The sequence below is a fragment of the Microbacterium sp. Root280D1 genome (assembly GCF_001428975.1).
Taxonomy (GTDB): Bacteria; Actinomycetota; Actinomycetes; order Actinomycetales; family Microbacteriaceae; genus Microbacterium.
On the sequence record NZ_LMJK01000002.1, the window covers coordinates 573,169 to 599,861 of the forward strand.

At 68.2% G+C, this 26,693-nt stretch carries 28 protein-coding genes; 15 read left to right on the top strand and 13 right to left on the bottom strand.

The window, feature by feature from the left end; all coding sequences use genetic code 11:
• Nucleotides 1–25: 25 nt before the first annotated feature.
• The 4 genes from ASE34_RS08910 to ASE34_RS08925 form a co-directional block, all read right to left on the bottom strand.
• The gene (locus ASE34_RS08910) at nucleotides 26–1,273 is read right to left on the bottom strand and encodes an MFS transporter (RefSeq protein ID WP_056278645.1); all 1,248 of its coding nucleotides are present in this window, start codon (nucleotides 1,271–1,273) and stop codon (nucleotides 26–28) included.
• Nucleotides 1,270–1,818: an ArsR/SmtB family transcription factor gene (locus ASE34_RS08915; RefSeq protein WP_056278646.1), complete on the bottom strand. Its 549-nt coding sequence runs from the start codon at nucleotides 1,816–1,818 to the stop codon at nucleotides 1,270–1,272. Before ASE34_RS08915 ends, ASE34_RS08910 begins: the two co-directional genes overlap by 4 nt.
• Before the next feature lie 79 nt (nucleotides 1,819–1,897).
• Entirely contained in the window at nucleotides 1,898–2,977 is a 1,080-nt protein-coding gene (locus ASE34_RS08920) for a DUF4349 domain-containing protein (RefSeq protein ID WP_056278647.1), read from the bottom strand.
• Complete coding sequence (locus ASE34_RS08925; protein ID WP_056278648.1) at nucleotides 2,974–3,531, bottom strand: RNA polymerase sigma factor; 558 nt, start codon at nucleotides 3,529–3,531, stop codon at nucleotides 2,974–2,976. Before ASE34_RS08925 ends, ASE34_RS08920 begins: the two co-directional genes overlap by 4 nt.
• 247 nt (nucleotides 3,532–3,778) lie before the next feature.
• On the opposite strand from ASE34_RS08925, the gene ASE34_RS08930 reads away from it, so the two are divergent.
• Nucleotides 3,779–4,783 carry a TerC/Alx family metal homeostasis membrane protein gene (locus ASE34_RS08930; RefSeq protein WP_056278649.1) on the top strand — a complete coding sequence of 335 codons (1,005 nt, stop codon included), beginning with the start codon at nucleotides 3,779–3,781 and terminating at the stop codon, nucleotides 4,781–4,783.
• A gap of 51 nt (nucleotides 4,784–4,834) precedes the next feature.
• On the opposite strand, the gene ASE34_RS08935 is transcribed toward ASE34_RS08930, so the two are convergent.
• Nucleotides 4,835–5,428, bottom strand: coding sequence for an LON peptidase substrate-binding domain-containing protein (locus tag ASE34_RS08935; RefSeq protein WP_053095883.1), 594 nt, complete (start codon nucleotides 5,426–5,428; stop codon nucleotides 4,835–4,837).
• A 36-nt stretch (nucleotides 5,429–5,464) separates the two neighbouring features.
• Between ASE34_RS08935 and ASE34_RS08940 the strand changes: the two genes are divergently transcribed.
• Nucleotides 5,465–5,962 carry a DUF427 domain-containing protein gene (locus ASE34_RS08940; RefSeq protein WP_056278650.1) on the top strand — a complete coding sequence of 166 codons (498 nt, stop codon included), beginning with the start codon at nucleotides 5,465–5,467 and terminating at the stop codon, nucleotides 5,960–5,962.
• A gap of 17 nt (nucleotides 5,963–5,979) precedes the next feature.
• On the opposite strand, the gene ASE34_RS08945 is transcribed toward ASE34_RS08940, so the two are convergent.
• Both ASE34_RS08945 and ASE34_RS08950 read right to left on the bottom strand, forming a co-directional pair.
• Nucleotides 5,980–7,293 carry an LLM class flavin-dependent oxidoreductase gene (locus ASE34_RS08945; protein ID WP_056278651.1) on the bottom strand — a complete coding sequence of 438 codons (1,314 nt, stop codon included), beginning with the start codon at nucleotides 7,291–7,293 and terminating at the stop codon, nucleotides 5,980–5,982.
• Nucleotides 7,290–8,585, bottom strand: coding sequence for an O-acetylhomoserine aminocarboxypropyltransferase/cysteine synthase family protein (locus ASE34_RS08950; RefSeq protein ID WP_056278652.1), 1,296 nt, complete (start codon nucleotides 8,583–8,585; stop codon nucleotides 7,290–7,292). Before ASE34_RS08950 ends, ASE34_RS08945 begins: the two co-directional genes overlap by 4 nt.
• 187 nt (nucleotides 8,586–8,772) lie before the next feature.
• On the opposite strand from ASE34_RS08950, the gene leuC reads away from it, so the two are divergent.
• The 6 genes from leuC (at nucleotide 8,773) to ASE34_RS08980 (ending at nucleotide 15,131) form a co-directional block, all read left to right on the top strand.
• Nucleotides 8,773–10,224, top strand: coding sequence for a 3-isopropylmalate dehydratase large subunit (leuC, locus tag ASE34_RS08955; RefSeq protein ID WP_056278653.1), 1,452 nt, complete (start codon nucleotides 8,773–8,775; stop codon nucleotides 10,222–10,224).
• A 2-nt stretch (nucleotides 10,225–10,226) separates the two neighbouring features.
• Nucleotides 10,227–10,826 (top strand): 3-isopropylmalate dehydratase small subunit, encoded by a 600-nt coding sequence (leuD, locus tag ASE34_RS08960; RefSeq protein WP_056278654.1) that lies wholly within the window; start codon nucleotides 10,227–10,229, stop codon nucleotides 10,824–10,826.
• A 65-nt stretch (nucleotides 10,827–10,891) separates the two neighbouring features.
• On the top strand, nucleotides 10,892–12,259 hold the full coding sequence (gene murA, locus ASE34_RS08965; protein WP_053095889.1) for a UDP-N-acetylglucosamine 1-carboxyvinyltransferase: 1,368 nt from the start codon (nucleotides 10,892–10,894) through the stop codon (nucleotides 12,257–12,259).
• A gap of 5 nt (nucleotides 12,260–12,264) precedes the next feature.
• Nucleotides 12,265–13,020: a lysophospholipid acyltransferase family protein gene (locus ASE34_RS08970; RefSeq protein WP_053095891.1), complete on the top strand. Its 756-nt coding sequence runs from the start codon at nucleotides 12,265–12,267 to the stop codon at nucleotides 13,018–13,020.
• Nucleotides 12,986–14,143 carry an NAD(P)H-dependent glycerol-3-phosphate dehydrogenase gene (locus tag ASE34_RS08975; protein ID WP_157538165.1) on the top strand — a complete coding sequence of 386 codons (1,158 nt, stop codon included), beginning with the start codon at nucleotides 12,986–12,988 and terminating at the stop codon, nucleotides 14,141–14,143. Before ASE34_RS08970 ends, ASE34_RS08975 begins: the two co-directional genes overlap by 35 nt.
• Complete coding sequence (locus ASE34_RS08980) at nucleotides 14,049–15,131, top strand: D-alanine--D-alanine ligase family protein (protein WP_056278656.1); 1,083 nt, start codon at nucleotides 14,049–14,051, stop codon at nucleotides 15,129–15,131. Before ASE34_RS08975 ends, ASE34_RS08980 begins: the two co-directional genes overlap by 95 nt.
• Before the next feature lie 11 nt (nucleotides 15,132–15,142).
• Here the strand turns inward: ASE34_RS08980 and ASE34_RS08985 are convergent, their stop codons facing one another.
• Nucleotides 15,143–15,649 carry a DUF3515 family protein gene (locus ASE34_RS08985; RefSeq protein WP_053095897.1) on the bottom strand — a complete coding sequence of 169 codons (507 nt, stop codon included), beginning with the start codon at nucleotides 15,647–15,649 and terminating at the stop codon, nucleotides 15,143–15,145.
• Nucleotides 15,650–15,672: 23 nt separating this feature from the next.
• On the opposite strand from ASE34_RS08985, the gene thiL reads away from it, so the two are divergent.
• Nucleotides 15,673–16,668, top strand: coding sequence for a thiamine-phosphate kinase (gene thiL, locus ASE34_RS08990; RefSeq protein WP_056278657.1), 996 nt, complete (start codon nucleotides 15,673–15,675; stop codon nucleotides 16,666–16,668).
• Here thiL and rsmD read toward each other — a convergent pair.
• Nucleotides 16,638–17,240, bottom strand: coding sequence for a 16S rRNA (guanine(966)-N(2))-methyltransferase RsmD (rsmD, locus tag ASE34_RS08995; protein ID WP_056278658.1), 603 nt, complete (start codon nucleotides 17,238–17,240; stop codon nucleotides 16,638–16,640). The genes thiL and rsmD overlap by 31 nt on opposite strands.
• A 61-nt stretch (nucleotides 17,241–17,301) precedes the next feature.
• On the opposite strand from rsmD, the gene ASE34_RS09000 reads away from it, so the two are divergent.
• The 6 genes from ASE34_RS09000 to mutM all read left to right on the top strand — a co-directional run bounded on the left by ASE34_RS09000 (nucleotide 17,302) and on the right by mutM (nucleotide 22,413).
• On the top strand, nucleotides 17,302–19,476 hold the full coding sequence (locus tag ASE34_RS09000; protein ID WP_056278659.1) for an ATP-dependent DNA helicase RecG: 2,175 nt from the start codon (nucleotides 17,302–17,304) through the stop codon (nucleotides 19,474–19,476).
• Nucleotides 19,477–19,506: 30 nt separating this feature from the next.
• Nucleotides 19,507–20,004, top strand: a complete 498-nt coding sequence (gene coaD, locus ASE34_RS09005; RefSeq protein ID WP_053095905.1) for a pantetheine-phosphate adenylyltransferase — start codon at nucleotides 19,507–19,509, stop codon at nucleotides 20,002–20,004.
• 82 nt (nucleotides 20,005–20,086) lie between these two features.
• The gene (locus tag ASE34_RS09010; RefSeq protein WP_053095906.1) at nucleotides 20,087–20,635 is read left to right on the top strand and encodes a YceD family protein; all 549 of its coding nucleotides are present in this window, start codon (nucleotides 20,087–20,089) and stop codon (nucleotides 20,633–20,635) included.
• A 2-nt stretch (nucleotides 20,636–20,637) separates the two neighbouring features.
• Nucleotides 20,638–20,847 carry a 50S ribosomal protein L32 gene (rpmF, locus tag ASE34_RS09015; RefSeq protein ID WP_017830754.1) on the top strand — a complete coding sequence of 70 codons (210 nt, stop codon included), beginning with the start codon at nucleotides 20,638–20,640 and terminating at the stop codon, nucleotides 20,845–20,847.
• Nucleotides 20,848–20,864: 17 nt separating this feature from the next.
• Nucleotides 20,865–21,557, top strand: coding sequence for a ribonuclease III (gene rnc / locus ASE34_RS09020; protein ID WP_053095908.1), 693 nt, complete (start codon nucleotides 20,865–20,867; stop codon nucleotides 21,555–21,557).
• Nucleotides 21,550–22,413 carry a bifunctional DNA-formamidopyrimidine glycosylase/DNA-(apurinic or apyrimidinic site) lyase gene (gene mutM, locus ASE34_RS09025; RefSeq protein ID WP_056278660.1) on the top strand — a complete coding sequence of 288 codons (864 nt, stop codon included), beginning with the start codon at nucleotides 21,550–21,552 and terminating at the stop codon, nucleotides 22,411–22,413. Before rnc ends, mutM begins: the two co-directional genes overlap by 8 nt.
• A 3-nt stretch (nucleotides 22,414–22,416) precedes the next feature.
• Here the strand turns inward: mutM and ASE34_RS09030 are convergent, their stop codons facing one another.
• From ASE34_RS09030 to ASE34_RS09045, 4 genes are all read right to left on the bottom strand, one after another.
• Complete coding sequence (locus ASE34_RS09030; protein ID WP_056278661.1) at nucleotides 22,417–23,739, bottom strand: FtsX-like permease family protein; 1,323 nt, start codon at nucleotides 23,737–23,739, stop codon at nucleotides 22,417–22,419.
• Nucleotides 23,736–24,431, bottom strand: a complete 696-nt coding sequence (locus ASE34_RS09035; RefSeq protein ID WP_056279047.1) for an ABC transporter ATP-binding protein — start codon at nucleotides 24,429–24,431, stop codon at nucleotides 23,736–23,738. The genes ASE34_RS09030 and ASE34_RS09035 overlap by 4 nt, the downstream gene beginning before the upstream one ends.
• An 89-nt stretch (nucleotides 24,432–24,520) precedes the next feature.
• Complete coding sequence (locus ASE34_RS09040) at nucleotides 24,521–25,600, bottom strand: GNAT family N-acetyltransferase (protein ID WP_056278662.1); 1,080 nt, start codon at nucleotides 25,598–25,600, stop codon at nucleotides 24,521–24,523.
• Nucleotides 25,597–26,685, bottom strand: a complete 1,089-nt coding sequence (locus ASE34_RS09045; RefSeq protein WP_056278663.1) for a GNAT family N-acetyltransferase — start codon at nucleotides 26,683–26,685, stop codon at nucleotides 25,597–25,599. The genes ASE34_RS09040 and ASE34_RS09045 overlap by 4 nt, the downstream gene beginning before the upstream one ends.
• Nucleotides 26,686–26,693: the final 8 nt, after the last annotated feature.

Consider the following 26,693-nt stretch of genomic DNA (forward strand, 5'->3'; position numbering starts at 1 on the left):
AGGGCTTTCGTCGTCTCCGCATCCATCATGTGGATCCGACGGCTGTACGCAGCGACATGCTCCGGAACGCGGGGTTGGCCAACGGCGCCACCATCGATGCCGTCATCGCTCCACCGAAGAGGGCGAAGGGAACCCAGAGCGCGGTGGTCGACGCGAGCAGACCGAACGCGGCCATCGCGAGCGGCATCAGGCAGTCGTCGCCCAACCGGGTGATGGAGCTCATGCGGCCGAGGTACGCGGTGTCGACGGTTGCCGAGAACGTGGCGCTGAGCAGCACCGATGCGTAGCCGGCGGTCGCACCGATGACGAAGGCAGCGACTCCGACACTCCACGCGGGACCCCAGCCGAGTGCGACGATGGCCATTCCCTGCAGCATTAGAGCACGGAATCCCGCGCGTGCCTCGCGCCGAGGCCGCCACCTGGCGACGGACACGGCGCCGATCGCCGCGCCGAGTCCCAACAGAGCTTCGAACAGCCCTACAGCCGGCGCGCCCCAGCCTTCGTCGTGTGCTCGGAGCGCGAGGCCGATCCCGACGGCCGGACCGACCGCGAGGTTGAGCCCCGAGAGGGCGATGACGAGCGTGCGGGTGGTCGGATGTGCGCCGAGGTGGGCGAATCCACCCGCGATGTCGCGAAGAGCGGACTGTCGGTCTGCCCGTGCGAGCAGGAACCGCGGTCTGAGCCAGATGGCGATGAACGCGATGACGACGGTGAAAGTCACCGCGTTCACCGCCGCGCTTCCGACGAGGCCCGCGGACGCGACGATCACACCGCCGACGGCCGCGCCGGCCATCGTTCCGAGTCGCGATGCGGTCTGCGACAGAGCGCCGTAGGACGGCAGGTCAGCGGCTCGCACGAGCTGGCGGGCGACGGTGCCCGCCGAGGGCTCGTAGAAGGCGTCGCAGACGCCGAATGCGATGGCGGCGAGGAGGAGCACACCCACGGTGGGCGGCGCGGAGAGCACCCAGAGCGCCACCGTCACGAGAACGCCCACCCGGACGGCGTTGAACAGCATCATCACTCGGCGCGCGTCCGCGCGGTCGGCGATCATGCCGCCGAACAGCAGGACGACCGCACGAGGCAGAGTGCCGGCGGCGACGATGAGTCCTGCGACCGCAGGCGAGGCCGTCTGCACGGCGGTCCACGCCAGCGCGATCGTCCACAGGGCGTCGCCCGCGTCCGAGAGCGCCTTGACGAGGATCCACGCATGCACTCGATGGTCTCGTCGGAACGCCGGCGGCTCGACGAGCTGCACAGGGTCTGCGGCGGTCATGGTGTCGTCGGGAAGGCGTGCGCGAAGAAGAAGATCGGTGTCCGCTGCTGCCCGTCTTCGAGATCGACCGAGTCGCGCCAGTCCTTCAGCGTCGCCGACAGCCTCGAGCTGAGGTCGCGCAGCTCGACCGGCGTCGCCCAGGCCGTGGTCTCGGTGTTCGAGGCGTCATAGCCGGCGACGGCCGGATCATCGTGCCGGCGCTGCCAGCGTTGGAGGCGCTCGATCTGCATCCGGATGCTCTGCCGTTGCGCTTCGCGCGCCAGAAGCGCGTCGGCGGGGGAGTCCGCGAAGTCTTCCGCCGACCAGGTCAGGCCGCGACGGGCGATCTTCCACCAGCTCGTGCGCCGGTCGCCCGACGGGTCCTCGGCGCGCTCGACGAGGCCCGCCCGCTCCAGCATGCGCAGATGATGGCTGATGCTGCCGACCTGCGCATCGAGCGACCGGGCGAGTGCCGTCACCTGCGATGTGCCGTACAGCAGCAGGTAGTCGTAGATGCGTCGGCGCAGCGGGTGGTGCACGGCGGTGACGACCGAGATGTCTTCCATGAACGTCACGTTAGAACCGGTTCCCGATTCTCACAAGAGTTCTTGTATACCCCGTAAATCCGAGATTTAACGGGTGATCTCAGCTGTCGGTACCCGCCGCGTCCGAGCCTCGACGACCGCGGCGTGCTCGGCGGACGCCCCATATGATCAGCACGACCAGCCCGGCCACGGCGAGCCACGGAAGCAGGAATCCGACAGAGACCACCAGGGCGTTCAGCGAGACCACGAGCCCGTTCCATCCCGCGACGAGCCCATCGGAGAATCCTGCGGGATCGGCCGTCGTCGGCGCGGCGGTGCGGGTCAGCTGCACCGAGAGACTCGACATCGCGACCTGGTCCTCGAGCGAGGCGAGCTGCTGCTCGTACGACTCGAGCTGCGCCTGACGATCGGTCAGCGCCACCTCCGCCTCGATGAGCTCCGCGACGGTGCCGGTCTGGGACATGAGCTCGCTGAGTCGCTGGACGGATGCCCTGGTCGCATCGATGCGCGCTCGCAGATCGATCGCGGTCGAGGTCACATCCTGCTGCGCGATGGAGGAGGAGAGCACCTCGCCGGATTCGGTGAGCTCATCGATGACGGCGGGAAGATCCGCCGACGGCACGCGGATGCTGATCCAGCCGTACTCCGAGTCCGCGGCGACAGGATCGGAGGAGGCGTCCACGGCAGGGGTCCCGCCGATCTCGGTGCTCTCGACGTAGCCGCCATGCGACTCTGCGAGTGCCCCGATGGCGACCGCGGCGTCCGAGACGTCCTTCACCTCCACCGTGGCGTTGGCCGTGGCGATGATCTCACGATCACCCGCTGCGACATCTCCGGCGACCGCGCCCGACTCGGCTGACTCGGTCAGAGCCGAGGGCGCGCTCTGGTCGACGGCGCCCGAGCGAGCGTCCTCGACGACAGTCACGCCCCCGCCGTCGGCCGAGCTCGTCGCCGAACCGCCGACCGCGGTGAGGATGGGCGGGGTGATGAGGACGCCGATGACGAACGCCGCGGCGATGCCGGTGCCGGTGAGCCACCGACCACGACGAACGCGACCGCGCTTCTCTGCAGGCGACTGCCGCGGCAGCTCGGCGGCGATGTCCTCGAACACGGCTCTCTCGATGCGCTCCACTGCGGCATCGGTGAGCTCGGGCAGTGGCTCGGTGGAGGTGTCGTTCATGCGTCGCTCGCTTCCTTCACGGCACCACGCAGTCGGGTGCGGACTCGGGAGAGACGGTTCCGGACGATGGCGTGGCTCACGCCGAGCTCCTCGGCCGCAGCCTGGTAGGCGTAGCCTTCCGCGGCGCAGAGGCGGAAGATCGCGCGATCGAGGTCGCTGAGGGTGCCGACCTCGGCCGCGATCCGCTCTGCGAGGTCCGCGGTGATCACCTGCTCCTCCACGCTGACCGTCGAGGGGAGGGTCTCATCGACCGCATCCGCGGTGTTGGCCTGGTCGCGTCTGCGCTGGCGCAGGCGGTTCGCGGCCTGGAAGCGGCAGATCGTCGCGAGCCACGGGAGGATGGAGTCTCCCTGCAGCTCGAACCCCGGCAGCTTCCGCCACGCCGTGACGAAGGTCTCCTGAGTCACGTCCTCGGCATCCGCGGCGGCGCCGACGATCCCGTGTGCGATCCAGTAGACCGGGCGGGCGTACGCGCGGTACAGCTCGCGGAAGGCGCTCTCGTCACCTGCCGCGGCCCGCGCCGCCACTCTCTGGTCACTCGTCTGCACTGGCATCCCGATTCCGTTCGGTGTCTCTCACCCAGGAAGTGTCGGTCGACGCCCCATCGTCTCAGATCGGTGCCGGCGGCATCCGCAAGCGTCTTCGACTCCGCTACCATTGCTGAGGCGAGAGGGAGTATCCCGCAAGCGCATCCACCGTCATCACGAGCACCGACATCGCTGCTCCGGTCGTGCGACGCACTCTGTGCGTGGGAGAGACTTTCGGCGTTTTTCCGACCCTCCCGAAAGGTGCTGTACGCCCTTGGAAATCCCTGTCTGGTTCGAGATCACCTCGATGATCGTCCTCACGATCATCCTGATCGGCGACCTGCTTCTGATCCGACTTCGTCCCCACATCCCCTCGACCAAGGAGTCGACCCTGTGGGTGGTGTTCTACGTCGGACTCGCGCTGCTCTTCGCGGTTCTTCTCGGAAACGTCGCAGGCTGGCGGAACGCCGGCGACTTCATCACCGGCTGGGCGCTCGAATACAGCCTCTCGATCGACAACCTCTTCGTCTTCGTGCTGATCATGGCGCAGTTCGCGGTGCCGCGACGCTTGCAGCAGCAGGTGCTGATGGTCGGCATCATCATCGCCCTCGTCCTCCGCGGAGCGTTCATCCTCGTCGGCGTCACGATCGTCGAGCACTTCTCGCCGATCTTCTACATCTTCGGTGCCTTCCTCATCTACACCGCGATCAAGCAGGCGATGCCCGAGGGCGAGCACGAAGACGATGTGAAGAAGGAGAACTTCATCGTGCGCCTGCTGCGGCGCCGCATCGACATCAGCGAGGAGTACGACGGCTCGAAGCTGCGCACGACCGTCGACGGCAAGCGCATGTGGACGCCGATGGTCATCGTGTTCATCACGATCGGCGTCACCGACCTGATCTTCGCGATCGACTCGATCCCGGCGATCTTCGAGATCACCACCAACGGGTTCCTCGTCTTCGCCGCGAACATCTTCGCGCTCATGGGTCTGCGCCAGCTCTACTTCCTGCTCGGTGATCTGCTCGATCGTCTGCGCTACCTCCACTACGGGATCGCGGTCATCCTCGGATTCATCGGCATCAAGCTGATCCTTCACGCGCTGCACGAGAACGAGCTGCCGTTCATCAACGGCGGTCAGCATGTCGAGTGGGTTCCCGACATCGACAACATGGTGTCGCTGGGCGTCATCGTCGTGGCGATGACCGTGGCCACCGTCGCCAGCCTCATCGCCTCGTCTCGGGAGAAGCGGGCGCAGCGGGTCGGCCCGACGGTCGAGTGAGGCGGTCGCTCTCCGCGGCGCCCGCGATTCCCGCGACGAGCAGGAGACGTGTCACTCCGCTGTCCAGAGCGCCTCGGCGTCGAGCGTGAGATCGATCACCTGACGCAGCAGAGCGCCCACCGTGGTGGACTGCAGCAGCGTGTACTGGTCGTATTCGCCCAGCGGCGCGATGGCGGCGAGCTGCCAGGCGGCCGCGAGCGGTTCTTCCGACAGCTCGGTGTCGGCGTCCCAGGGCGAGTCGGTGCGTGCCAGCACCCGGCGCACGATCGCCTCGGCTTCGGTGCGCAGGGGGGTGAGGGCATCGTTCCAGGTCAGCTCGGGCAGCGGGGTCACCTCTGCGCGCGGGTAAGGAGCTTCGTCCAGCCACTGCTCGACGGTGAAGCGTGCCGTGCCGACCGCCAGGGTGTGCAGCACCTGGGCATCCGCCGCCACGCTCACCAGGCGCGCCATCGTGCCGAATCCACTGCGGCGGTCGCCACCGCCGACCTCATGTCCGCGCTCGATGAGCACGACGCCGAACTGAGGGTCGTCCTCGTCGAGCAGCTGCCCGATCATGGTGAGGTACCGCGGCTCGAACACGCGGAGCGGGAGCGGGGTGTACGGGAAGAGCACCGACCCCAGCGGGAACATCGGTATTTCTGACATGGCCCCAGTCAACACCGTGCGACGTACAGTGAACAGATGCGCAGACCCCGCCCTCTGATGCCCTCGCCCGGTCAGGAATCCGTCTGGGACTATCCTCGACCGCCGAAGGTCGAGCCCGTGGCTGCGCGCATCACCGTTCGCCTCGGCGGCCAGCTCATCGCCGACACGCGCGACGCGGTGCGAGTCCTCGAGACGAGCCATCCTCCCGTGTACTACCTGCCGATCGCCGACTTCACCGCGGGCTCGCTCTCTGACGCGCCGGGCTCCTCGTTCTGCGAGTTCAAGGGAGCCGCACGCTACCTCGACGTGCGAGGTGGAGCGCAGACGGCGGCCGGGGCCGCCTGGAACTACCCGAATCCCTCTCGAGGTTTCGAGATGCTGGCAGACCGGGTCGCCGTCTATGCGGGTCCGATGGACGAGTGCACGGTGGGGGACGAGGTCGTCACACCGCAGCCGGGCGGGTTCTACGGCGGGTGGGTCACGTCGACGGTCGTCGGCCCCTTCAAGGGTGCACCCGGCACCCTGGGCTGGTGACCCTGCTCGCCTACGCGTCAGAACGCGCGGAGGTTCGCCTGCAGCCCTCCGTCGACGTAGTCCCGGCGCAGGATGCCCCGGCGTCGAAGAACGGGCACGAGTTCATCCAGCGTCCGATGCAGCGTGACGGGGTGGAAGTCGCCCCACAGCAGGACGCCGTCGTTGCCCCACTCGCCGAGCTCTTCGATCAGATCTGCGAACTCCTCGGCAGTGCCGACGAAACCCGAGCGATCGGAGATGCGGCCCGTCCGAGCGAGCGCGGCGAGATGGACTCGTAGAGGAGCATCGTCTCCGCGGTCGCCGATCAGGCGCTGGATGCTCCCGCGCGAGACGTGCTCGCCGAAGATCTCGAGGTCGAGTGGTCTGTCGAGATCGAGCGAGGTCAGATCCGTCTCGAGGTCGCTGGACTGCTTGCGTGCGATCTGCACGAGGGTCGCGTCGTCGGGATGCGCGGAGGCGGCGACGATTCGGTCGGCCTCCTCGGCGGATGATGTGATCACTGGCTGGATCGCGAACAGGATCTTGATGTCGTCCGGCGAGCGTCCGGCGGCGATCGCCGCATCGTGGATCTTCGCTCGATAGGCACGCACCGATGCTTCGTCCAGCGGCGCGAGGGCGAGCTGCACATCGGAGTTGGCGCCGGCGAATCCGAGGCCGCGGCCGGAGCCGCCGGGGGAGACGATCGACGGCTCCCCGTCGGTGAACGGCACGGCGTTCAACGGGCCGTCGAAGTCGAAGTGCGTTCCGCGGTGCTGCACGGAGCGCAGCTTCGATCCGTCGGCGAACACGTCGGTCTCGCGATCGCGGACCAGTGCACCGTCGTCCCAGCTGCGCCAGAGCGAGCGGATGCCGGCGAGCCATTCTTCGGCGCGGTCGTATGCCGCATCGTGCCCGAGCTGTTCCGCGGCGGAGAAATGTCGCGCACTGCCGGTGTCGGTCACCACGTTGAGCCCGAGGCGGTGGCCACTGAGGTGCTGAAGCGTGGAGAACTGCCGAGCCGCGGTATACGGCAGGTACGCCGCCGGGTTCACGGTGGGCACGACCCCGAGATGCCGTGTCGCCTGGAAGAGGTAGGGAGCGAGCAGCAGCGGGTCGTGCTTGGGGCCGCCGAAGGCATGGCGCACCCGGAGGTCGATCGTGTCGGGAGAGCCGAGCGACGGCGCGTCCTCGATGATGAGGAGGTCGAAGCCTGCCTGCTCGAGCGTGCGAGCCGCCTCCTGGTAGATCTCCGGACGGGTCCAGTCGTAGTCCCAGTCCAGCGACGGATAGCCCCACCCCTGCGGGCCGAAGCCGCGTGCCAGGAACCACCCGAAGTGCTGGGGCCTGGTCATGAGACGGCCTCTCGTGCGGGTTCCAGGACTCGGGCCAGGTCGCCGAGGAGGTCGGCGACGTCTTCGATGCCGACCGACAGCCGCAGGGTTCCCGGCTGCACTCCGAGGACGTCTCGCTCCTCGGGCGTGCGATGCGAGTGGCTGGTGGTCGCGGGGTGCAGCACCAGCGAGCGCACGTCGCCGATGTGGGTCATGTGCGTGAACACGTCGACGCTCTCGACGAAGTCGCGTGCGGCGTCGAGGCCCCCGCGGAGCGTGAAGGTGAAGATCGAGCCGTACCCTCCCGAGAGGTACCTCTCGGCGAGGCCGTGGTCGGGATGCGTGTCGAGGCCGACGTAGTCGACGCTCTCGACCGCTTCCTGCGCGGCGAGCCAGCGGGCGATCTCGAGGGCGTTCCGGGACTGCCGCTCGACCCGCAGACCGAGGGTCTCGGCGCCCTGTCCGATCAGGAACGCGTTGAGCGGCGACGGGGACGCGCCGAATCGCGGAGCGACGGACTCGCGCGCGTAGGCGATGCGCGCGTTGCCGCCATGACGCGAAGCCACGCTCGGGAACCCGCCGCGCCCCGGAAGAACGAGATGCGGAGCGTTGTGCCCCGCCTTCGCCTGGTCGAAGCGACCGTCGTCGAGGATCACGCCTCCGAGCACCGACCCGTGACCGGCGAGGAACTTCGAGGCGGAGTGCACCACCATGGCGGCGCCGTGCTCGAGCGGCCGGAACAGGAACGGCGTCGCGAGGGTGTTGTCGACGATGAGCGGGATGGCGAACTCGTCGGCGACCGCGCTCACCGCGGAGATGTCGAGGATGTCGTTGCGCGCGTTCGCGATGGATTCGCCGAACAGCGCCCGGGTGGTCGGGCGGATCGCACCCCGCCAGGCGCCGGGGTCGGCGATGTCGTCGATGAACGTCGTCTCGATGCCGAGGCGAGCGAGGTTGTCGAGCAGAAGCCCTCGCGTGCCTTCGTAGATGTGCGTCGAGGAGACGATGTGATCGCCCGCTCCGGCGACGGTCAGCAGTGCGGTGACGACCGCGGCCTGGCCGCTGGCGACGAGCACGGCCTCTGCGGCGGATTCGAGTGCGGCGAGCTGGCGCTCGACGGCGTGCACCGTCGGATTCCCCGTGCGCGTGTATCCGAACCCCGCGCCGGTGCCGAAGTGGTCGGCGGCGTGGTCGAAGTCGTCGAACTCGAAGCCCGCCGTCAGGTAGATCGGCGTCGCCCTCGACGATGCGGGCCCCTGATTCCGGGCCGCGTGGACCGCTCTCGTGGCGAATCCGGTGCTGTCGTCGGTCATGCGGGTGCCTCTCGAAGGTGTGGGTGACAGTAGCGTGTCACGCGGAGACTCCGGGCGCTGAAGCGGTGGTAATCTGACGTCATGCGGATCGTGCTCCTTCTTAGCGGCCGCGACGAGACCTCGTTCTGAGCCCCTCCTCGTCGCGGAGTCCATCGTGGGCCGAACCGCCAGCTTCAGGAGACACGCAATGAACACCCCCGCAGCAGACACTGCTCCCGTCCGTCCCAGGACCCTCGCCGAGAAGGTCTGGGACGACCATCTCGTCGTCAAGGGCGAGAACGGCGAGCCGGACCTCATCTACATCGATCTGCACCTGGTGCATGAGGTGACGAGCCCGCAGGCGTTCGACGGACTGCGATCGGAGGGGCGACCGTTGCGGCGCCTCGACCTGACGATCGCCACCGAGGACCACAACACGCCGACCTGGGACATCGACAAGCCCATCGCCGACCTCACGAGCCGCACGCAGATCGAGACGCTGCGCCGCAACGCCGCGGAGTTCGGCGTGCGTCTGCACTCGCTCGGCGACGCCGAACAGGGCATCGTCCACGTCGTGGGGCCGCAGCTCGGTCTCACCATGCCCGGCATCACGGTGGTCTGCGGCGACTCGCACACATCGACGCACGGCGCGTTCGGCGCCATGGCCTTCGGCATCGGCACGAGCGAGGTCGAGCATGTCATGGCGACGCAGACGCTGCCGCTGAAGCCGTTCAAGACCATGGCGATCAACGTCGAGGGCACGCTGAGGCCCGGCGTCACCGCGAAGGACATCATCCTCGCGGTGATCGCGAAGATCACCACCGGCGGCGGTCAGGGCTACGTCCTGGAGTTCCGCGGCAGCGCGATCCGGGCGTTGTCGATGGAGGGCCGGATGACGATCTGCAACATGTCGATCGAGGCCGGCGCTCGTGCCGGCATGGTCGCGCCCGACGAGACGACCTTCGAGTACCTGAAGGGTCGCCCGCACGCCCCGAAGGGGCAGGACTGGGACGACGCCGTCGCGTACTGGCGAACGCTGCCGACGGATGAGGGGGCGACGTTCGACGCCGAGGTCTTCATCGATGCCGATGAGCTCGAGCCGTTCGTGACGTGGGGCACCAACCCCGGTCAGGGCAGCTCGCTGTCGGCGGCGGTTCCCGACCCGGCAGAGATCGCCGATGCCAATGAGCGTGCCGCAGCCGAGCGGGCCCTCGAGTACATGGATCTGACGCCTGGCACGCCTCTCAAGGAGGTGCCGGTCGACGCCGTCTTCATGGGGTCGTGCACGAACAGTCGCATCGAGGATCTCCGCGCGTTCGCGTCGATCGTCGAAGGCAAGAAGAAGGCCGACGGCGTCCGCGTCATGGTCGTTCCCGGCTCTGCCCGGGTGCGGCTCGAGGCGGAGGCCGAAGGGCTCGACAAGATCATCAAGGACTTCGGAGCCGAGTGGCGATTCGCGGGGTGCTCGATGTGCCTCGGGATGAACCCTGATCAGCTCGCGCCGGGGGAGCGCTGCGCGTCGACCTCCAACCGCAACTTCGAGGGCCGGCAGGGCAAGGGTGGACGCACGCACCTGGTGTCGCCGCTCGTCGCCGCCGCGACCGCGATCCGCGGCACGCTGTCGAGTCCGAGCGACCTGAACGAGATGGCGGAGGTCTGACCATGGAGAAGTTCACCACCCACACCGGCATCGCCGCCCCGCTGAAGCGCTCGAACGTCGACACGGACCAGATCATCCCCGCCGTGTTCCTCAAGCGGGTCACGAAGACCGGCTTCGAGGACGCACTGTTCCACGGCTGGCGTCAGGATCCCGAGTTCGTGCTCAACCAGCCGGCTTTCCAGGGCGCATCGGTGCTCGTCGCCGGCCCCGACTTCGGCACCGGATCCAGCCGCGAGCATGCTGTCTGGGCGCTGCGCGACTTCGGCTTCGCGGTGATCCTGAGCCCGCGCTTCGCCGACATCTTCCGGGGCAACTCGGGCAAGCAGGGGCTCCTCGCCGCCACCATCTCCGAAGAGGATCTCGAGCGGATCTGGGCTGAGATCGACCGGAATCCCGGGGCTTCGATCACGGTCGACCTCGAGGCGCGAGTCGCGTCGATCGGTGAGATCCAGGCTGACCTCGGGATCGACGATTACACTAGATGGCGGCTCCTCGAAGGGCTCGATGACATCGGGCTCACCCTGCGCAACGAAGACAAGATCGCGCAGTTCGAGGCCCGTCGCGAGTCGTGGCGGCCCCGGACCCTTCCCGTTCAGCAGTGAACGGCGGGGCGGGGGAGCCGAGGGCGACCCCGCCCCGAATTCCGTTGAATGAAGTGAGGCTCCGAATGACGACACCTGTGCGCGACGCTCTTCCGGACGGAGTCCCCCCACTCACCGGAGACGTCCTCGCCATTCGCGGAGGGCGCCCGCTGCGCGGCCGCGTCGACGTCAAGGGCGCGAAGAACCTCGCGACCAAGGCGATGGTCGCGTCCCTGCTCGGAGAGACCGTCAGCGTGCTGCGCGACGTGCCGGCCATCAGCGACGTCGCGGTCGTCCGCTCGCTTCTCGAGGTCCATGGCGTGCGGGTCTCCGACGGCGATGAGCCCGGAGCTCTCGTCTTCGACCCCAGCGACGTCGAGTCGGCCCACTTCGAGGAGATCGACGCTCACGCGGGTGCCTCGCGCATCCCGATCCTCTTCTGCGGCCCGCTGCTGCACCGTCTCGGTCAGGCCTTCATCCCCGACCTGGGCGGCTGCCGCATCGGCGACCGCCCGATCGACTTCCATCTGGACGCGCTCCGCAAGTTCGGCGCCATCGTCGAGAAGCTGCCGAGCGGCATCCGCCTGTCGACGGGTGGTGCGCGCCTGCACGGTGCGAACATCCACCTCCCGTACCCGAGTGTCGGAGCGACCGAGCAGGTGCTGCTCACGGCCGTTCGCGCCGAGGGCACCACGGAGCTTCGCAACGCCGCCATCGAGCCCGAGATCATGGATCTGATCGCGGTGCTGCAGAAGATGGGCGCGATCATCTCCTACGAGCCGAACCGCGTCATCCTCATCGAGGGTGTCGAGACGCTTCGGGGGTACGACCACCGCTCGATCTTCGACCGCAACGAAGCCGCATCCTGGGCGTCCGCCGCACTCGCCACCGACGGCGAGATCTTCGTGGGCGGCGCGAAGCAGCAGGAGATGCTCACGTTCCTCAACGTGTTCCGCAAGGCCGGCGGATGGTTCGACATCAAGGAGGACGGGATCCTGTTCCGTCGCGACGGCGAGCTCAAGCCGGTCATCGTCGAGACCGACGTGCACCCCGGATTCATGACCGACTGGCAGCAGCCTCTCGTCGTGGCGCTCACTCAGGCCAAGGGCCGCTCGGTCGTGCACGAGACGGTCTACGAGAACCGTCTGGGCTTCACCGAGGCGCTCGTCAAGATGGGCGCCGACATCGTCGTGCACCCCCGCGGACTGCAGGACGGAGCCCGTCGTGTCCCGCGCCGGGACCTCGAGCAGGCCGCCGTCATCACCGGCCCGACGCCGCTGCACGCCGCAGACATCGTCGTTCCCGACCTTCGCGGCGGATACAGCCACGTCATCGCGGCGCTGACCGCCGAAGGCGAGTCGAGGGTGTCCGGAGTGGACATCCTCAGCCGCGGCTACGAGAAGTTCCTCGCCAAGCTCGATGCCGTGGGCGCCGACTTCGACGTCATCCGGTGACCCCGATGGGTTCCCGCTCGACGGAGACCACGCGACCGAGTGCGTTCTGGCCGGTCGCGGCGATCGCCGTGCCGCTGATCTCGCTCGTCGCGAAGCTCCGCATCACGGGAAGCGAGAAGCTCCCGCGTGAGGGAGCGTACGTTCTCGCCCCGAACCACTACTCCGAGTTCGATCCGCTCGTGGTCGCACTCGCGGTGTGGCGCATCGGTCGAGCTCCGCGCTTCATGGCGAAGGAGAGTCTCTTCAAGGTTCCTGTGCTCGGAGCCGTGCTCCGCGCGACAGGAATGGTCCCCGTGGCACGCGCCTCGTCGGCATCCGCGGCGAAGCAGACGCTCAAGCAGTCGGCCGAGCTCGTCGAGCACGGTCGCGGTGTGATCGTCTATCCGGAGGGCACGCTGACCCGCGACCCCGACATGTGGCCGATGCGCGGAAAGTCCGGGGCTGTCCGGCTCGCGCTGACCGACGGCATCCCACTCATCCCGATGGCCCACTGGGGCACCCAGCGGATCATGGGGCGTTACCAGAAGGGGCTCAGCCTCTGGCCGCTGCGCAAGCCCGTGGACGTCGTCATCGGCGATCCCGTCGATCTGTCGGACCTCCGTGGTCGTGCAGGCGAGGCATCTGCGCTGAACGAAGCCACCGAACGACTGATGCAGGCCATCACGGCGCTGCTCGAGGACCTGCGTGACGAGAAGGCTCCGGCCGAGCGCTGGAACCCGTCCGCCCATGGACAGAAGGAGACGGGTCGCCTTGACTCCTAAGCGCAACGCTCCCGCAGGACCACGCGTCGCGGTGATCGGTGCCGGAAGCTGGGGCACCACGTTCGGAAAGATCCTCGCCGACGGCGGGGCGCAGGTCACGATGTGGGCGCGCCGAGCCGAACTCGCCCACGAGATCGACGAGGCCAAGCGCAACTCCCGCTATCTGCCCGGCATCAACCTGCCGCGCACGATGTCCGCGACGCACGAGCTGGCGATCGCGCTCCGCGATGTCGACCAGGTGTACCTCTCGGTGCCGAGTCAGTCGCTGCGGGAGAATCTCAAGGCGCTTCGGCCGCTGCTCGCCGACAACGACGCCAAGATCGTCAGCCTGATGAAGGGCGTCGAGCGCACGACGGGGCTCCGGATGAGCCAGGTCATCGAGCAGGAGCTGCGCTGCGATCCCGACCGTATCGCGGTCGCCTCCGGGCCGAACCTCGCGCTCGAGATCGCTCGCGAGCAGCCCACGGCCGCCGTGATCTCCTCACGCAGTCGGGAGACCGCCGAGGAGGTCGCGCGCGCGGCACGTAACGGCTACTTCCGGACGTTCGTGAACACCGACGTGATCGGCACGGAGTTCGGGGGAGTGCTGAAGAACCTCATCGCGGTGGCCATCGGCATCGTCGACGGCGTCGGGTACGGCGAGAACACCAAGGCGTCGATCATCACCCGCGGGCTCGTGGAAATGACCGATTTCGCCGTCGCCAACGGCGCTCACCCTGAGACCCTGCAGGGACTCGCGGGCCTGGGCGACCTCATCGCGACATGTCAGTCCCCGCTGAGCCGCAACAACACGGCCGGGCGCCTGCTCGGCCAGGGATACAGCTTCCAGGACGTCGTGAAGCAGATGCAGCAGACCGCTGAGGGCCTCGCGTCCGTGGCGCCGGTGCTGCAACTCGCCCGAGAGTCCGACGTGCACATGCCCATCGTCGAGCAGGTGAAGATGGTGCTCGACGGCAAGATGAACCCCCGCGACATCGCACCCCACCTGACGACGGACGACGACACCCCGCAGGGTGAGAGGACCAACCATGGACAAGCAGACGGTGGTGGTGCTCTTCGGAGGGCGCTCCAGCGAGCATTCGATCAGTTCCGCAACGGCGGGCGGAGTGCTGGGCGCGATTGATCGCGATCGGTACGCCGTGATCCCGGTCGGGATCACCCGCGACGGCGCCTTCGTCCTCGAGGACGACGACCCGGCGAAGTTCCCGCTGGATGCCGCTCACCTGCCCGAGGTCGCCGACAACGGCACACGGGTGCTGTGGCCGGAACCCGGCGGAGACCGCAGCCTGCGCGTCGTGCGCACCGACGGCACCACCGAATCCCTCGGCGAGATCGATATCGTGCTGCCGATCCTCCACGGCCCGCACGGCGAGGACGGCACCATCCAGGGGTACTTCGACACCCTCGAGGTCCCCTACGCCGGCGGCGGGGTGCTCGACTCCGCACTGTGCATGGACAAGCACTTCATGAAGATCGCGCTGCGGGCCGCCGGTATCGCGGTGGCGGCCGGATTGACGGTGCGCGCGCGCCAGTGGGAACAGGATGCCGTCGCGATCCGCGACTCGGCGGCGGCGCTCGGCCTGCCGCTCTTCGTGAAGCCGGCTCGCGCGGGATCCAGCGTGGGCGTCTCGAAGGTCGAGAGCGCCGACGAGCTCGATGCGGCGCTGGCGATCGCGTTCGCAGAAGACGACAAGGTCCTGATCGAGGCGGGCGTGGTCGGCCGCGAGATCGAGGTCGCCGTGCTCGAAGGTGCCGACGGCGTCCGAGCGTCGCTTCCTGGCGAGATCGTGCTGACGACTCGAGGGTTCTACGACTTCGAGGGAAAGTACCTCGGCGGCGACGGCGTCGACGTCGTGTGCCCGGCGGAGCTCGATGATTCGGAGGTCGCGGCCATTCAGGATGCGGCAGTCCGTGCGTTCGAGGCGGTGGACGGGCGAGGTCTTGCGCGCGTCGACATGTTCCTCACTCCTACGGGAGAGCTGGTGGTCAACGAGCTGAACACGATGCCGGGATTCACTCCGATCTCGATGTTCCCGAAGTGCTGGGTGGCCTCCGGACTCAGCTACGGCGACCTGATCTCCGAGTTGATCGAGGCGGGCCTGCGCCGCTGACCCTCGACGGGTCAGCCTTCGGTCGATCCGTCGTCCGGGTTCTCCTCGGTGGGCACCCGGTCGGTGCAGCGTGCCGTGGCGGGCGCGAGGCCCGACTGGATGCTCGTGGAGAGGCTCTCGACGACCGTACGGAAGTCGATCTCCTCGCCACGGCGGATGATCACCTCGATGGCGGGCTCGCGACCGTACGTCACGAGGCGCTGCCGGTCTTCCTCCTGATCGAGAACGAGCCAGTCGACGCTGCCGATGGTCGTGCACACCTCTGTCGACGGCGCCGGCGGTTCGACGCCGCAGCGCAGCACGACGGTCGGGTCGCCCCAGGCTCCGGTCGCCTGAGCATCGGTCCACACCCGATCGAGATCGCCGACGGCGTCGGGGAGGAGCACGGACACCTCGGCGCAGGCCGGATCGTTGGCGTCCTCAGCGGGTTCGAGGTGGATCGTCGTCGAGCAGCCGGACAGTGCGGCGAGGAGGACCAGCGAGCCCGCGACGACGGCGAGACGGCGAGAGCGGGGCATGCATCCAGGCTACCTTTGACTGCATGTCCTCCCGACCTCGCGACGATGATCCGACCCTCGGCGAACTGTCGGAGGGGGAGATCCTCAGAGCGATCCTGGCGAGGACGGCGCGGGCCTCTCACACGCTCGTCGGACCCGGCGACGATGCGGCGGTGATAGCCGCTCCCTCGGGTTCGGTGGTCGCCACGACGGACACTCTCGTGCACGGCCCGGACTTCCGGCTCGCGTGGTCGTCGGGGTACGACCTCGGTTGGAAGGCCGCCGCAGTCAACCTCGCCGACGTGGCGGCCATGGGCGCGCGGCCGACGGCGCTCCTGGTGGCGCTGGCCGTTCCCCGCGACCTTCGACTGTCGTTCATCGAGCGCCTCGCAGACGGCTTCCGAGAAGCCTGCGCCGCACTCGCACCGGAATGCGCGGTGGTCGGCGGCGATCTCACGGTCTCGGACGTCCTGACCGTGGCCGTCACCGCGCTCGGCGATCTCGAGGGCCGGCCGCCCGTGACCCGGTCGGGCGCACGGGTCGGTGACGCGGTCGCGGTCGCAGGCGAACTGGGGCACGCCGCTCACGGACTCTCGGTGCTCTTCGGAAGGTTCCGCGAGGGGGAGGCGCCGGTCCCCGTCGATGCGTCCCTGCTCGCCCCGGGTGAGAGCGCTGCTCTGGCGGCTCAGCTCCGTCCATCGCCGCCGATCGGTCTCGGCCCTTTCGCTGCCACTGCGGGCGCGACCGCGATGATGGACATCTCGGACGGGCTCGCGCTCGACGCGCGACGGATGGCAGCGGCCTCCGAGGTCACCATCGCACTCGACAGCGCAGCCCTCGGCGACAGCCCCCAGCGAGCTCTCGCCGGTGGCGAGGATCACGCCCTTCTCGCCTGCTTCCCGCCGGGGATCGTGCCGGCGGGCTTCCGCGTCATCGGCACTGTCGTGCCCCGGGGCGAGCACGAGCTGCTGGTCGACGGCGCACCCGCGGATGTCAGCGGCTGGGATCCCTATCGCGACTGGGACTCGGCCTCGGGCTGAGACGACTCCGTCGCGGGAGTGGGCTCGGCCCACCAGAGGGCGGTGTCGCCGTAGGCCTTCTCGCGGATCAGCTCCAGTCCGGCCGCAGCGAGGTCGGGAGGGGTCGATCGCCGGGCGCGCTCGATGATCACGAGGGCGTCGGGAGTGAGAAGCGGCGCGAGCGTGACGAGGTCCGCCGTCATCGCCTCGTCGTCGAGGTCGTACGGGGGATCCGAGAACACGAGGTCGTACGGGCCGGAGGCGCGCAGCAGGAACGATCGGACGGTGCTCTGGTGCACCCTCGCGCTCGGCGCTCCGGCCTTCGCGACGGTGGCGGCGTTGCGGCGGACCACCGACGCCGCCTCTCGGCCGTGCTCGACGAGATCCGCGCTCGTCGCGCCGCGGCTGAGGGTCTCCAGTCCCAGCGCACCCGAGCCGGCATAGAGGTCGAGCACCCGCGCGCCGACGATGGCATCCGCCGACTCCAGCGCTCCGAAGAGCGACTCCCGCACGCGGTCGCTGGTGGGTCTCGTTCCCGCGCGGGGCACGTCGAGCCGCGCGCCGCGCGCTGTTCCGGCGATGATCCTCGTCACCCGTTCACGATACGACAGCTGCGGCGCACGTCGTGTCCGTGCGGCCTCCTAGACTCGGATCATGTCGCTCACGCTGGATTCGTCGCTCGAGGAGGCGCTGGGCGCCACGCCGGCGAAGTCTCTCGACAGAGCCTTCAGCATGAAGACGGTCGGCGATCTCGTGTCGCACTATCCCCGACGGTACGCGGATCCGGGCGAGCTGACCCCGATCCGTGAACTCCCTCTGGGCGAGACGGTGACGATCGTCGCCGAGGTGCTGTCCTCCAGCGCCAGGGCGATGCGCAACCGTCGTGGTGCGATGGTCGACGTCGTGATCGGCGACGGCATCGGCAAGATGTCTCTGACGTTCTTCGCGAAGAACCTGGGCGCGGCCAAGTGGCGCTCCGAGGACCTCGCGGTCGGACGTCGAGGTGTCTTCTCGGGCAAGGTCGGCGAGTTCAACGGCATGACGCAGTTCGCGCATCCCGAGTACGAGCTGTTCGACGACGAGGATGCGGCCAGACGCCGGGCGGACGCGCGCGCTGCCGTGCTGATTCCCATCTATCCCGCGACGTCGACGCTGCAGACGTGGCAGATCGCGAAGTTCATCACGCGGGCGCTCGACGGCCTCGGCGACGTGCCGGAGCCTCTCGCCCCCGATGTCCGCGCGCGGGAGGAACTTCTGACCGCCCGAGAGGCGCTCGAGCAGATTCACCGCCCGAAGACCCGCAACGACATCGATCCTGCGGTCCGCACCCTGCGGATGCACGAGGCGCTCACTCTCCAGACCGCCCTCCTGCAGCAGCGCGATGCGGTGCGATCGCTGTCGGCGACCGCGCGTCCGTCGAAGCCCGGTGGGCTGCTCGAGCGCTTCGACGCCTCGCTGCCGTACGACCTCACGCCCGACCAGAAGACGGTCGGCGAGCAGGTGGCGAGCGACCTCGTCGCCGCCTGGCCGATGAATCGTCTCGTGCAGGGCGAGGTCGGGTCCGGGAAGACCCTCGTCGCGCTGCGCGCGATGCTCCAGGTGGCCGAGTCCGGCGGTCAGGCGGCGCTGATCGCCCCGACCGAGGTGCTCGCAGGGCAGCACCTGCGATCGATCGCGAAGATGCTCGGGCCGCAGATGTCGCCGCTCGTGATGCCCACCCTGCTCACCGGTCAGATGCCGGCCGCCGAGCGTCGCAAGGCTGCGCTCCGCGTCGCCTCCGGACAGGCGCTGATCGTCGTGGGCACGCACGCGCTGCTCGGCGAGAAGACGACCTTCGCTGATCTCGGCCTCGTCGTCGTCGACGAGCAGCACCGGTTCGGAGTCGAGCAACGAGAGGCGCTCCGCGCGAAGGGGTCCAGCCCGCACGCGCTGGTTCTCACCGCGACCCCGATCCCGCGGACGGTCGCGATGACGGTGTTCGGCGATCTCGACACCTCCGTGATCCGCACGATGCCCAAGGGACGAGCCGGAATCGAGTCCTTCGTCGCTCCGCTCGCAGAGCATCCCGGCTGGTTCAATCGAGTCTGGGAGCGCGCTGCCGAGGAGATCTCTCAGGGCCGACAGGTGTTCGCGGTATGCGCGGCGATCGACACGACCAAGAAGACGGCGGAAGCGGGGGAGCAGCCCGTGATCCCGCCCGAGGGTGCGTCAGGTCCTCGCTGGGGCGTGGTGCAGCTCGATGAGGCCCTGGCGACGCACCCCCGGCTCGGGAACGTCCGACGGGCCGTGCTGCACGGTCGCATGCCGTCCGACGAGAAGGACGCCGTCATGCAGTCCTTCGCGCGCGGCGAGATCGACCTGCTGGTGGCGACGACCGTGATCGAGGTCGGCGTCGACGTCCCGAACGCCTCGACCATGATCGTTCTCGACGCCGATCGGTTCGGGGTGTCGCAGCTGCACCAGCTGAGGGGCCGTGTCGGTCGAGGAGGCGTTCCAGGGCTCTGCCTGTTGGTCACCGAAGCCGAAGAGGGGTCAGTGGCGCGCGAACGCGTGGACGCGGTGGCAGCGACTCTCGACGGATTCGCTCTCGCGGAGGTCGATCTCGAGCTCCGCGGTGAAGGTGACGTGCTCGGTGCCGCACAGGCTGGAGCTCGGTCCTCCCTGAAGCTGCTGCGGGTCGTCAAAGACTCGGGCCTGATCGTCCGAGCCCGGGAGCTCGCGGAGGGCATCCTCTCCGATGACCCGGATCTGCGGGCGAATCCCGGACTCCGCTCGGCGATCGAGCGACGCGTGAGCGACGACGACCGGGCGGCACTCGCGAAGAACTGACCGCGGCATCGCGTGCTTTAGGCTGGGGGCATGAGCAGCCGGATCGCCGTCGTCCCTGGATCGTTCGATCCGCCGACCCTGGGTCATCTCGACGTGATCCGTCGCGCAGCCAAGCTGTACGACGAACTCCACGTGCTCGTGGTGCACAACCCCGGCAAAGAGGCGCTGCTCCCGATCGCTCAGCGGATGTCGCTGCTCGAGCAGTCGATCGCTGAGGACGGGATCGGCGACAACGTCGTCGTGGGCTCCTGGAGCATGGGGCTGCTCGTGGACTACGCCCGCGACGTCGGTGCGGGAGTTCTCGTGAAGGGCATCCGTTCGCAGATCGACGTCGCGTACGAATCCCCGATGGCGATCGTCAACCGTCACCTCGCCGACATCGAGACGGTCTTCCTCCTGCCCGACCCCGCGCATGCCCTGGTCTCCAGCTCCCTGGTCCGTCAGGTGGCCGGCCTCGGCGGTGACGTGTCGCCGTTCGTGCCTCCGGCGGTCGCCTCCTTCCTCGACACCGGATCACGCGGGATCTGATTTCCGGAGGCGCCGTCTCCACACAGCGCGGAACCAGCCTCCATCCCGCAGGAGCCGGTACCATTGCCGGGTGCGTTCCCGAATGAATGGTCCCTTCGTCCTGCCCGTCCGTGACATCGTCCGCAAGCCGGGCGAGATGCGCGAGCACGAGTTCTCGGTGACCCTCGGCGAAGGCTGGGGAGAGGGAATCGTCGCGTATGAAGCCGGTTCTGCGCTCGACCTGGACGTGCGTCTCGAGTCGGTTCACGAGGGCATCCTGGTGTCCGGAACCGCCGATGCTGAGTACTCCGGCGTATGCGGAAGATGCCTGATCGACATCACCCGGCCCGTCGAAGTCGAGTTCCAGGAGCTTTTCGCGTATCCTGGTGAGGAAGAAACTGACTTCGAGGTTCAAGACGACCACGTGGATCTTGAAACTCTAGTCAGGGATGCGGCCGTATTGGCGCTTCCATTTCAGCCGGTGTGTCAGCCGGATTGCCCCGGGCTCGACCCGGAGACGGGCGAGAGGCTGACCGCGAGCACCGGGACGGAGCAGGTGGCTCCCATCGATCCTCGGTGGAGCGCGCTCCAGCAGATCACAGACCAAGACGGTGAGGCACAGAGCCGAGCCGCCGAGAAAGAAGAGAGCTAGTCATGGCTGGTAACCCCCCGAAGCGCAAGGTATCCCGTTCGAACACCCGCTCGCGCCGCGCGCAGTGGAAGGCGGCGCCCGTCGCACTCGTTAAGACCATCGAGAACGGTCAGGTCGTCTACAGCCGTCCTCACCAGGCCAAGGTCGTCACCGACTCGCAGGGCACCGAGCTCTTCCTCGAGTACAAGGGTCGCAAGGTCGCCGACGTCTGAGTCGCGACTTCACGATTGTGACTGAGGTCCCTGGGGGGACGAGACCGCTCCCAGAGAAGCTCCGCGTCGATATCGACGCGGAGCTTCTGGAGTTGGCGCTCACCCATCGCTCCTATGCCTACGAGCACGGCGGCATCCCCCATAACGAACGTCTCGAGTTCCTCGGCGACTCCGTTCTCGGACAAGCCGTGACGGTGATGCTCTTCACGACCCATCCGGGGCTGGATGAGGGGGAGTTGGCCAAGCGGCGCGCGAGCGTCGTCTCGACGGTCGCTCTCGCCGAGGTCGCGAGAGCGATCGATCTCGGCAGCCATCTGCTGCTGGGACGCGGTGAGGAACAGACGGGCGGTCGCGACAAGGACTCGATCCTCGCCGACACGATGGAAGCCGTGATCGGCGCGACGTATCTGTCAGCGGGTCCTGAGGCGGCGACCGAGCTCGTGCTCCGGCTGACCGCGCCGCTCCTCGCCGACCCCGAGCGCTACGGCGCGGCGATGGATCCGAAGACGAGCCTGCAGGAGCTGGCTGCGCGAGTCGGTGCGACTCCGCCCCAGTACTCGGTGGAGGCGAGCGGCCCCGACCACGATCGTCGATTCCTCGCAACCGTGGTCGTCGGCGATCTGGCGATGACCGGCAAGGGCAGCAGCAAGAAGACGGCAGAGATGGCCGCCGCGCTCAGCGCGTGGCGACTGCTCAACGAGCGTGCCTGAGCTTCCCGAGGTCGAGGTCGTCCGGGCGGGTCTCGCTCCCGCGGTGATCGGCTCGCTCATCACGGCCGTGAGCGTGTTCGATGAACGAGCTCTCACACGGCATGCGGCCGGGCCGTCCGACTTCGCCGCGCGCCTGGAGGGACGCAGAGTCACTGCAGCCGACCGACGGGGCAAGTTCCTCTGGCTGCCGCTGGACACCGCTGATTCCGCGTTGATCGCGCACCTCGGAATGAGCGGACAGATGCTGCTGCGCGCGCCGGACGCCGAGGCGGAACGCCACGAGCGCATCCGGATCAGCATCGAGCATCCTCGTCATGGCGAGCTCGCGATCGTCTTCGCCGACCAGAGGACTTTCGGGTCGTTGGCGGTCGACGGTCTGGTGCCGGACGGACCGACGTGGATCCCGACTCAGGTCGTGCACATCGCCCGTGATCCGATAGACCCGCTGTTCGACGACGATCGCTTCCTGCGTGCACTCCGCACACGCGGCAGTGCGATCAAGCGAGTGCTGCTCGATCAGCAGACGATCAGCGGCGTGGGCAACATCTATGCGGATGAGGCGCTGTGGGCGGCGCGCATCCACCCGGCGACGCTCGCGAGTGCGCTGTCGACGCAAGCGAGCAGGCGCCTCCTCGCCGAGATCAGAGTGGTGCTCGTGAAGGCCCTTGCAGAGGGCGGCACGAGCTTCGACTCCCAGTACGTCAATGTGAACGGTCAGGCAGGCTACTTCGCCCACTCGCTCAACGCGTACGGTCGAGGCGGACAGCCGTGCCCGCGCTGCGGCACTCTGATCCGCCGGGAGGCTTTCATGAACCGCTCGAGTCATTACTGTCCGCGCTGCCAGCGGCGTCGCTGAGACTCACACCATCTCGAACGACCGGGCGAGCAGCGGCCGCGTCGCTCGAGTGCTCATCCAGACGATTCCGATCCCCACAACCAGTACGAGCGCGATCGTGAGGAGAGACTCGGGTGCCGCGACCAGGGCGATCCCCAGCAGCGGGAAGACCAGCACGCCGGCACAGGTGGCCGAGCCGATCGCGGTCACGAGGAGTGGAGAAATGATCGCCCGGCGGCGTGCGCTGTCGACGATCGCGAGCGGCACGCCCAGCCGGTGCAGACTCCGGTGGAGTTCCTGCTGATCGAGAACGGCCGCGGCTTGATTGACCCCCACGGACGCCGCGACCATCAGGAATGAAGCGACGAGGGTGATGACGAGGCCGGTGCGCATGTCCGCGGCGAGGGCCGCATCCGCGGACGTCGTGTCGCCGCTGTTCATCACATTCATCAGGGAGACTCCGGTTCCTGCGAACACGGCCATGAAGCTCGCCATCGCGATGCCGCTCGCCTGACGCCACGCGGCTTTGGGGGAGTCCAGCACCAGACGGGCGGCGAGCAGCCGATCTGCGTGCTCGGCCTTGCGCAGCTGACGGCCGGCGGCGACCTTCAGGGCCCATGGTCCGATCACGTTGAGCACCGCCAGGGAGACGGCGAACAACAGGGCGAGGACGGTGATGGTCGCCGCGAGTCCTGCGACGGACGGGAAGACCGTGACAAGGACGAACACGAGCGCAAGAACGGAGACTGCGATGATCGCGCGGAACCAGTGCGCGGTGGAGACGGTCGTCCGCAGGCGCACGCCGAGGGGCGAGATGATCACGCGCCGGAGCCCCAGCACAGCACTCGCTGCCGCCACGAGAAGGACGCCTCCCACGACGGCGAGAACGCTGAAGGGCGAGAGCATGATCGCCTCGACGCCGAGAGCCGTGCCACGGAACGGGATGAGTCCGACGAGAGGGGTGAGGGCGAGATGGACGACGACTCCGGCGACGGCACCGGCGGCCGCGACGATCATGGATTCGATGACCGTAGCGACGCCGACGCCCAGAGGCGTCACGCCGAGAAGCCGCAGGGTCGAGAGACGCTCGTCACGACGGCGGGCTGAGAGACGGGCGGCCGCCCCGCCGAGATTCATCAGCGGGACGATGAGGAGCACGAGCGCGATCGCGGCCAACGCCTGGTACACCGGCGCGTACTCATCGGTCCAGGTCCAGAACGACTGAGCCCCGCCCACGACGGTCAGCACGAGGGCGGTGACGATGCCGAAAGCGATGAGCGGAAGCGCGAGCACCGCTTTCTCTCCCGTCCCGGCGCGAAGAAGCACAGCCAGGACGCGGGCGTTCATGCCGTCACCGCCGACGAGATGATCTGGCCGTCGCGCACGGAGACGATCCGCGAGCAGCGCGCCGCCACGTCTGCATCGTGTGTCACGACGAGCAGCGTGCGCCCTTGGCCCGTCGTCGACCACAGCAGCGCATTCATCACGTCCTGCGACGTGTGCGAGTCGAGGGCGCCGGTCGGCTCGTCGGCGAACACGAGTTCCGCACCCGTCGCCTGAGCCCGTGCGATCGCGACGCGCTGCGCCTGCCCGCCGGACAGCTCGCCGATTCGGCGGTCCTCCATCCCGGCCAGCCCGAGCGCGGCGAGCCAGGACGCCGCGTGAGCGGTGGCCTGTGCTCTCTTCACTCCGTTGATCATCGATGCGAGCGCCACGTTCTCGACCGCCGTGAGCTCCGGAATGAGCAGACCCTGCTGGAAGACGAACCCGAACCGCTCTCTCCGCAGCCGGGAACGAGCGGATTCTCCGAGTCCGGCGAGTTCCACCGCCTGACCGACCGAGGGCTGGAACGACACGGTGCCCGAGTCCGGACTGATGATGCCGGCGAGGACATGGAGGAGAGTGGTCTTGCCCGACCCGGAGGCACCCATGATGGCGACCGACTCGCCGCGGTGGATGGTGAGATCCACCCCGGCGAGTCCGCGGGTCGTTCCGTAGGACTTGGTCAGAGAGCGTGCGTCGAGGACCGTCGTGTTCATGCATCCAGCCTCGCGGCCATACGGAGACCGCTGCGTCGGCCGGGCGGATGATCCGTGGCCGGCCGTGTACACCGCTCGGATGATCTCGATCAGATCCGCTTCTGCCACGCTCCCGCATAGGAGACAGGCGCGAAACCGATCGCCTCGTTGATGCTCAACATGGGACGGTTCTCCTCTGCGTTGAACGTCGAGACCGTCGGGGTGAGCGGCATGAGCTCTCTCCAACGGAGGAGATTCGCGCACTTGACGATCGTGCCGAGACGGTGCCCGCGGTGCTCGCGAGACACCAGAGTGCCGAGCTGGTGGGTCACTCCTGCGCGGTCCGCCCCGACGAGCAGCTCGTTGTAGGCCACCATGTCTCCGCTGGGCACATGCTGCACCGCGACGATCGACAGAGCCTGACCGGCCCCCGTGAGCCGTCGCTCACGGCGCACGACACGTTCCGCATCCCACTCCTCGGCGACGAAGTCCATGTCGCCGCTCGGGGCGTCGGTAGACAGGCGAGCGAGGATCGCCGCGTACCCGTCGCGGAACTCAGGCGGTGTCGGCGCCATCCACTGGAGCACCCGGTAATCGTCGCCGGCGGCGGTCTTCGCCGATTCCAGAGCGGCCAGCAGCGGGGCGGGGTCGGAGCGCAGATCGAGCTCGCTGTTGCGTTCGACCTGTTCGAACTCGTATCCGCGGGCGACGAGAGCGTCCGACAGCGGAATCGCCGGAATGCGACCCCACCCTGTTCGCGGTGTGATCATCCGGTCCGACTCCATGGGCCTGTGCAGCGTCCAGGTCTGCACCAGAGAGCGGCCGTGTGCGCGCGCCTCCGACTCGGCGAGCGACAGGAGAGCGTCTTCGACACCGCGTCCCCAGTGCTTCTCCGGCACGAGGAGGTCCGCCTCTGCGGCGTTCGCGTCCGCCTCCTGAGCGTAGGAGAGAGTGATCATGCCGACGATCTCGGTTCCGAGCCTGGCGACGAACCCGGTCTGCAGGGTATCGCTGGGATCCTGCCACGATGCGAGCATCTGCGCGGCATCGGGGGCGATGTCGGGCAGACCGACCAGCTCCTCGCAGATCTGCCTGTTGAGCTCTCCGTATGCGCGGAAGTCCGCGGCATCCTCGGCGTCCAGCGCGCGGGGGACGGCCAGAGGTGTGATCGTCAGTGTGCTTGTGTTCATGACAGCTCCTTCTTCCACGCGCCTTCGTAGGCGATGGCCGTGAATCCCATCGCCTCGTTGATGGCGAGCATCGGCCGGTTCTCCTCGGCGTTGTAAGTGATCACGTCGCGTGACGCGGGAGCGATGCCTGTCCACGACAGGAACGCTTCGCACTTCACGAGCTGCCCCAGACGATGGCCGCGGTGCTCGGTGAGCACCAGGGTGTCGTGCTGGTGTGTGGTGGCGGTGGGATCCGGACCGATTCCGAGTTCGGTGAATGCGGTGAGCTCGCCTGTCGGGATATGCTGCGCGACAGTCACCTGCATGATCTGGCCCATCTCCGCGACTCTCTTCTCCGTGGCGACCAGACGCTCTGCGTCCCAGGCCTCCTCGTCGGTCTCGAGATCGGCCGAGGGGGCGTCGGTCGACATGCGCGACTTGAGCCATGCGTAGCCGTCGACGTGCTCCGGTGGCGTCGGAAGCATCCACTGGAGCACGCGATAGTCCTGTGAGAGCGCTCGCGCGTCCTCGCGCACCTCCTCGGCACGCTGAACCGTCTCGTGGGTGACCGCGAGGCGGCTCACCCGATAGACCTGCTCGAGGGCGAATCCGTGGCGGATGAGGAATCGTGCGACGTGATCGTCCGGAACGCTGCCGAAGCCCGTCTTCGCCTGCAGCCTGGGTCCGTCGCTGGCCGGCTGCTCCGACCAGTTCTGAATGACCTCGCGGCCGTGGAGACGGGCGAAGGCCTCGACGTGCGGCAGGATCGCGGTTCCGATCCCCTGACCCCAGACACGGGGGTGGATCTCGATCGCGGCGATCGCCACACGCGACCCCTCCTCATGAGGAATGTCGATGACTGTGCGCCCGACGATCTCGCCTCCGACGCGCACCGCCCACACGGCAGTCGTGCGCTCTTTGCGAGAGCGCAGGATCGGAAGCAGCGCCTCTGGCGTCAGATCCTGCTCGGTGCGTCCGGTGAGCTCTCGGTAGACGGCGTTGCGAACGCGGGCGAGCTCGCGGAATTCGGCGGCGTCAGCTGCATCCGCTCGTGCCGGCAGCACGAGCGGATGCAGCGACGCATCAGGGGTGAGCGGAATGCTCATGGCGATCT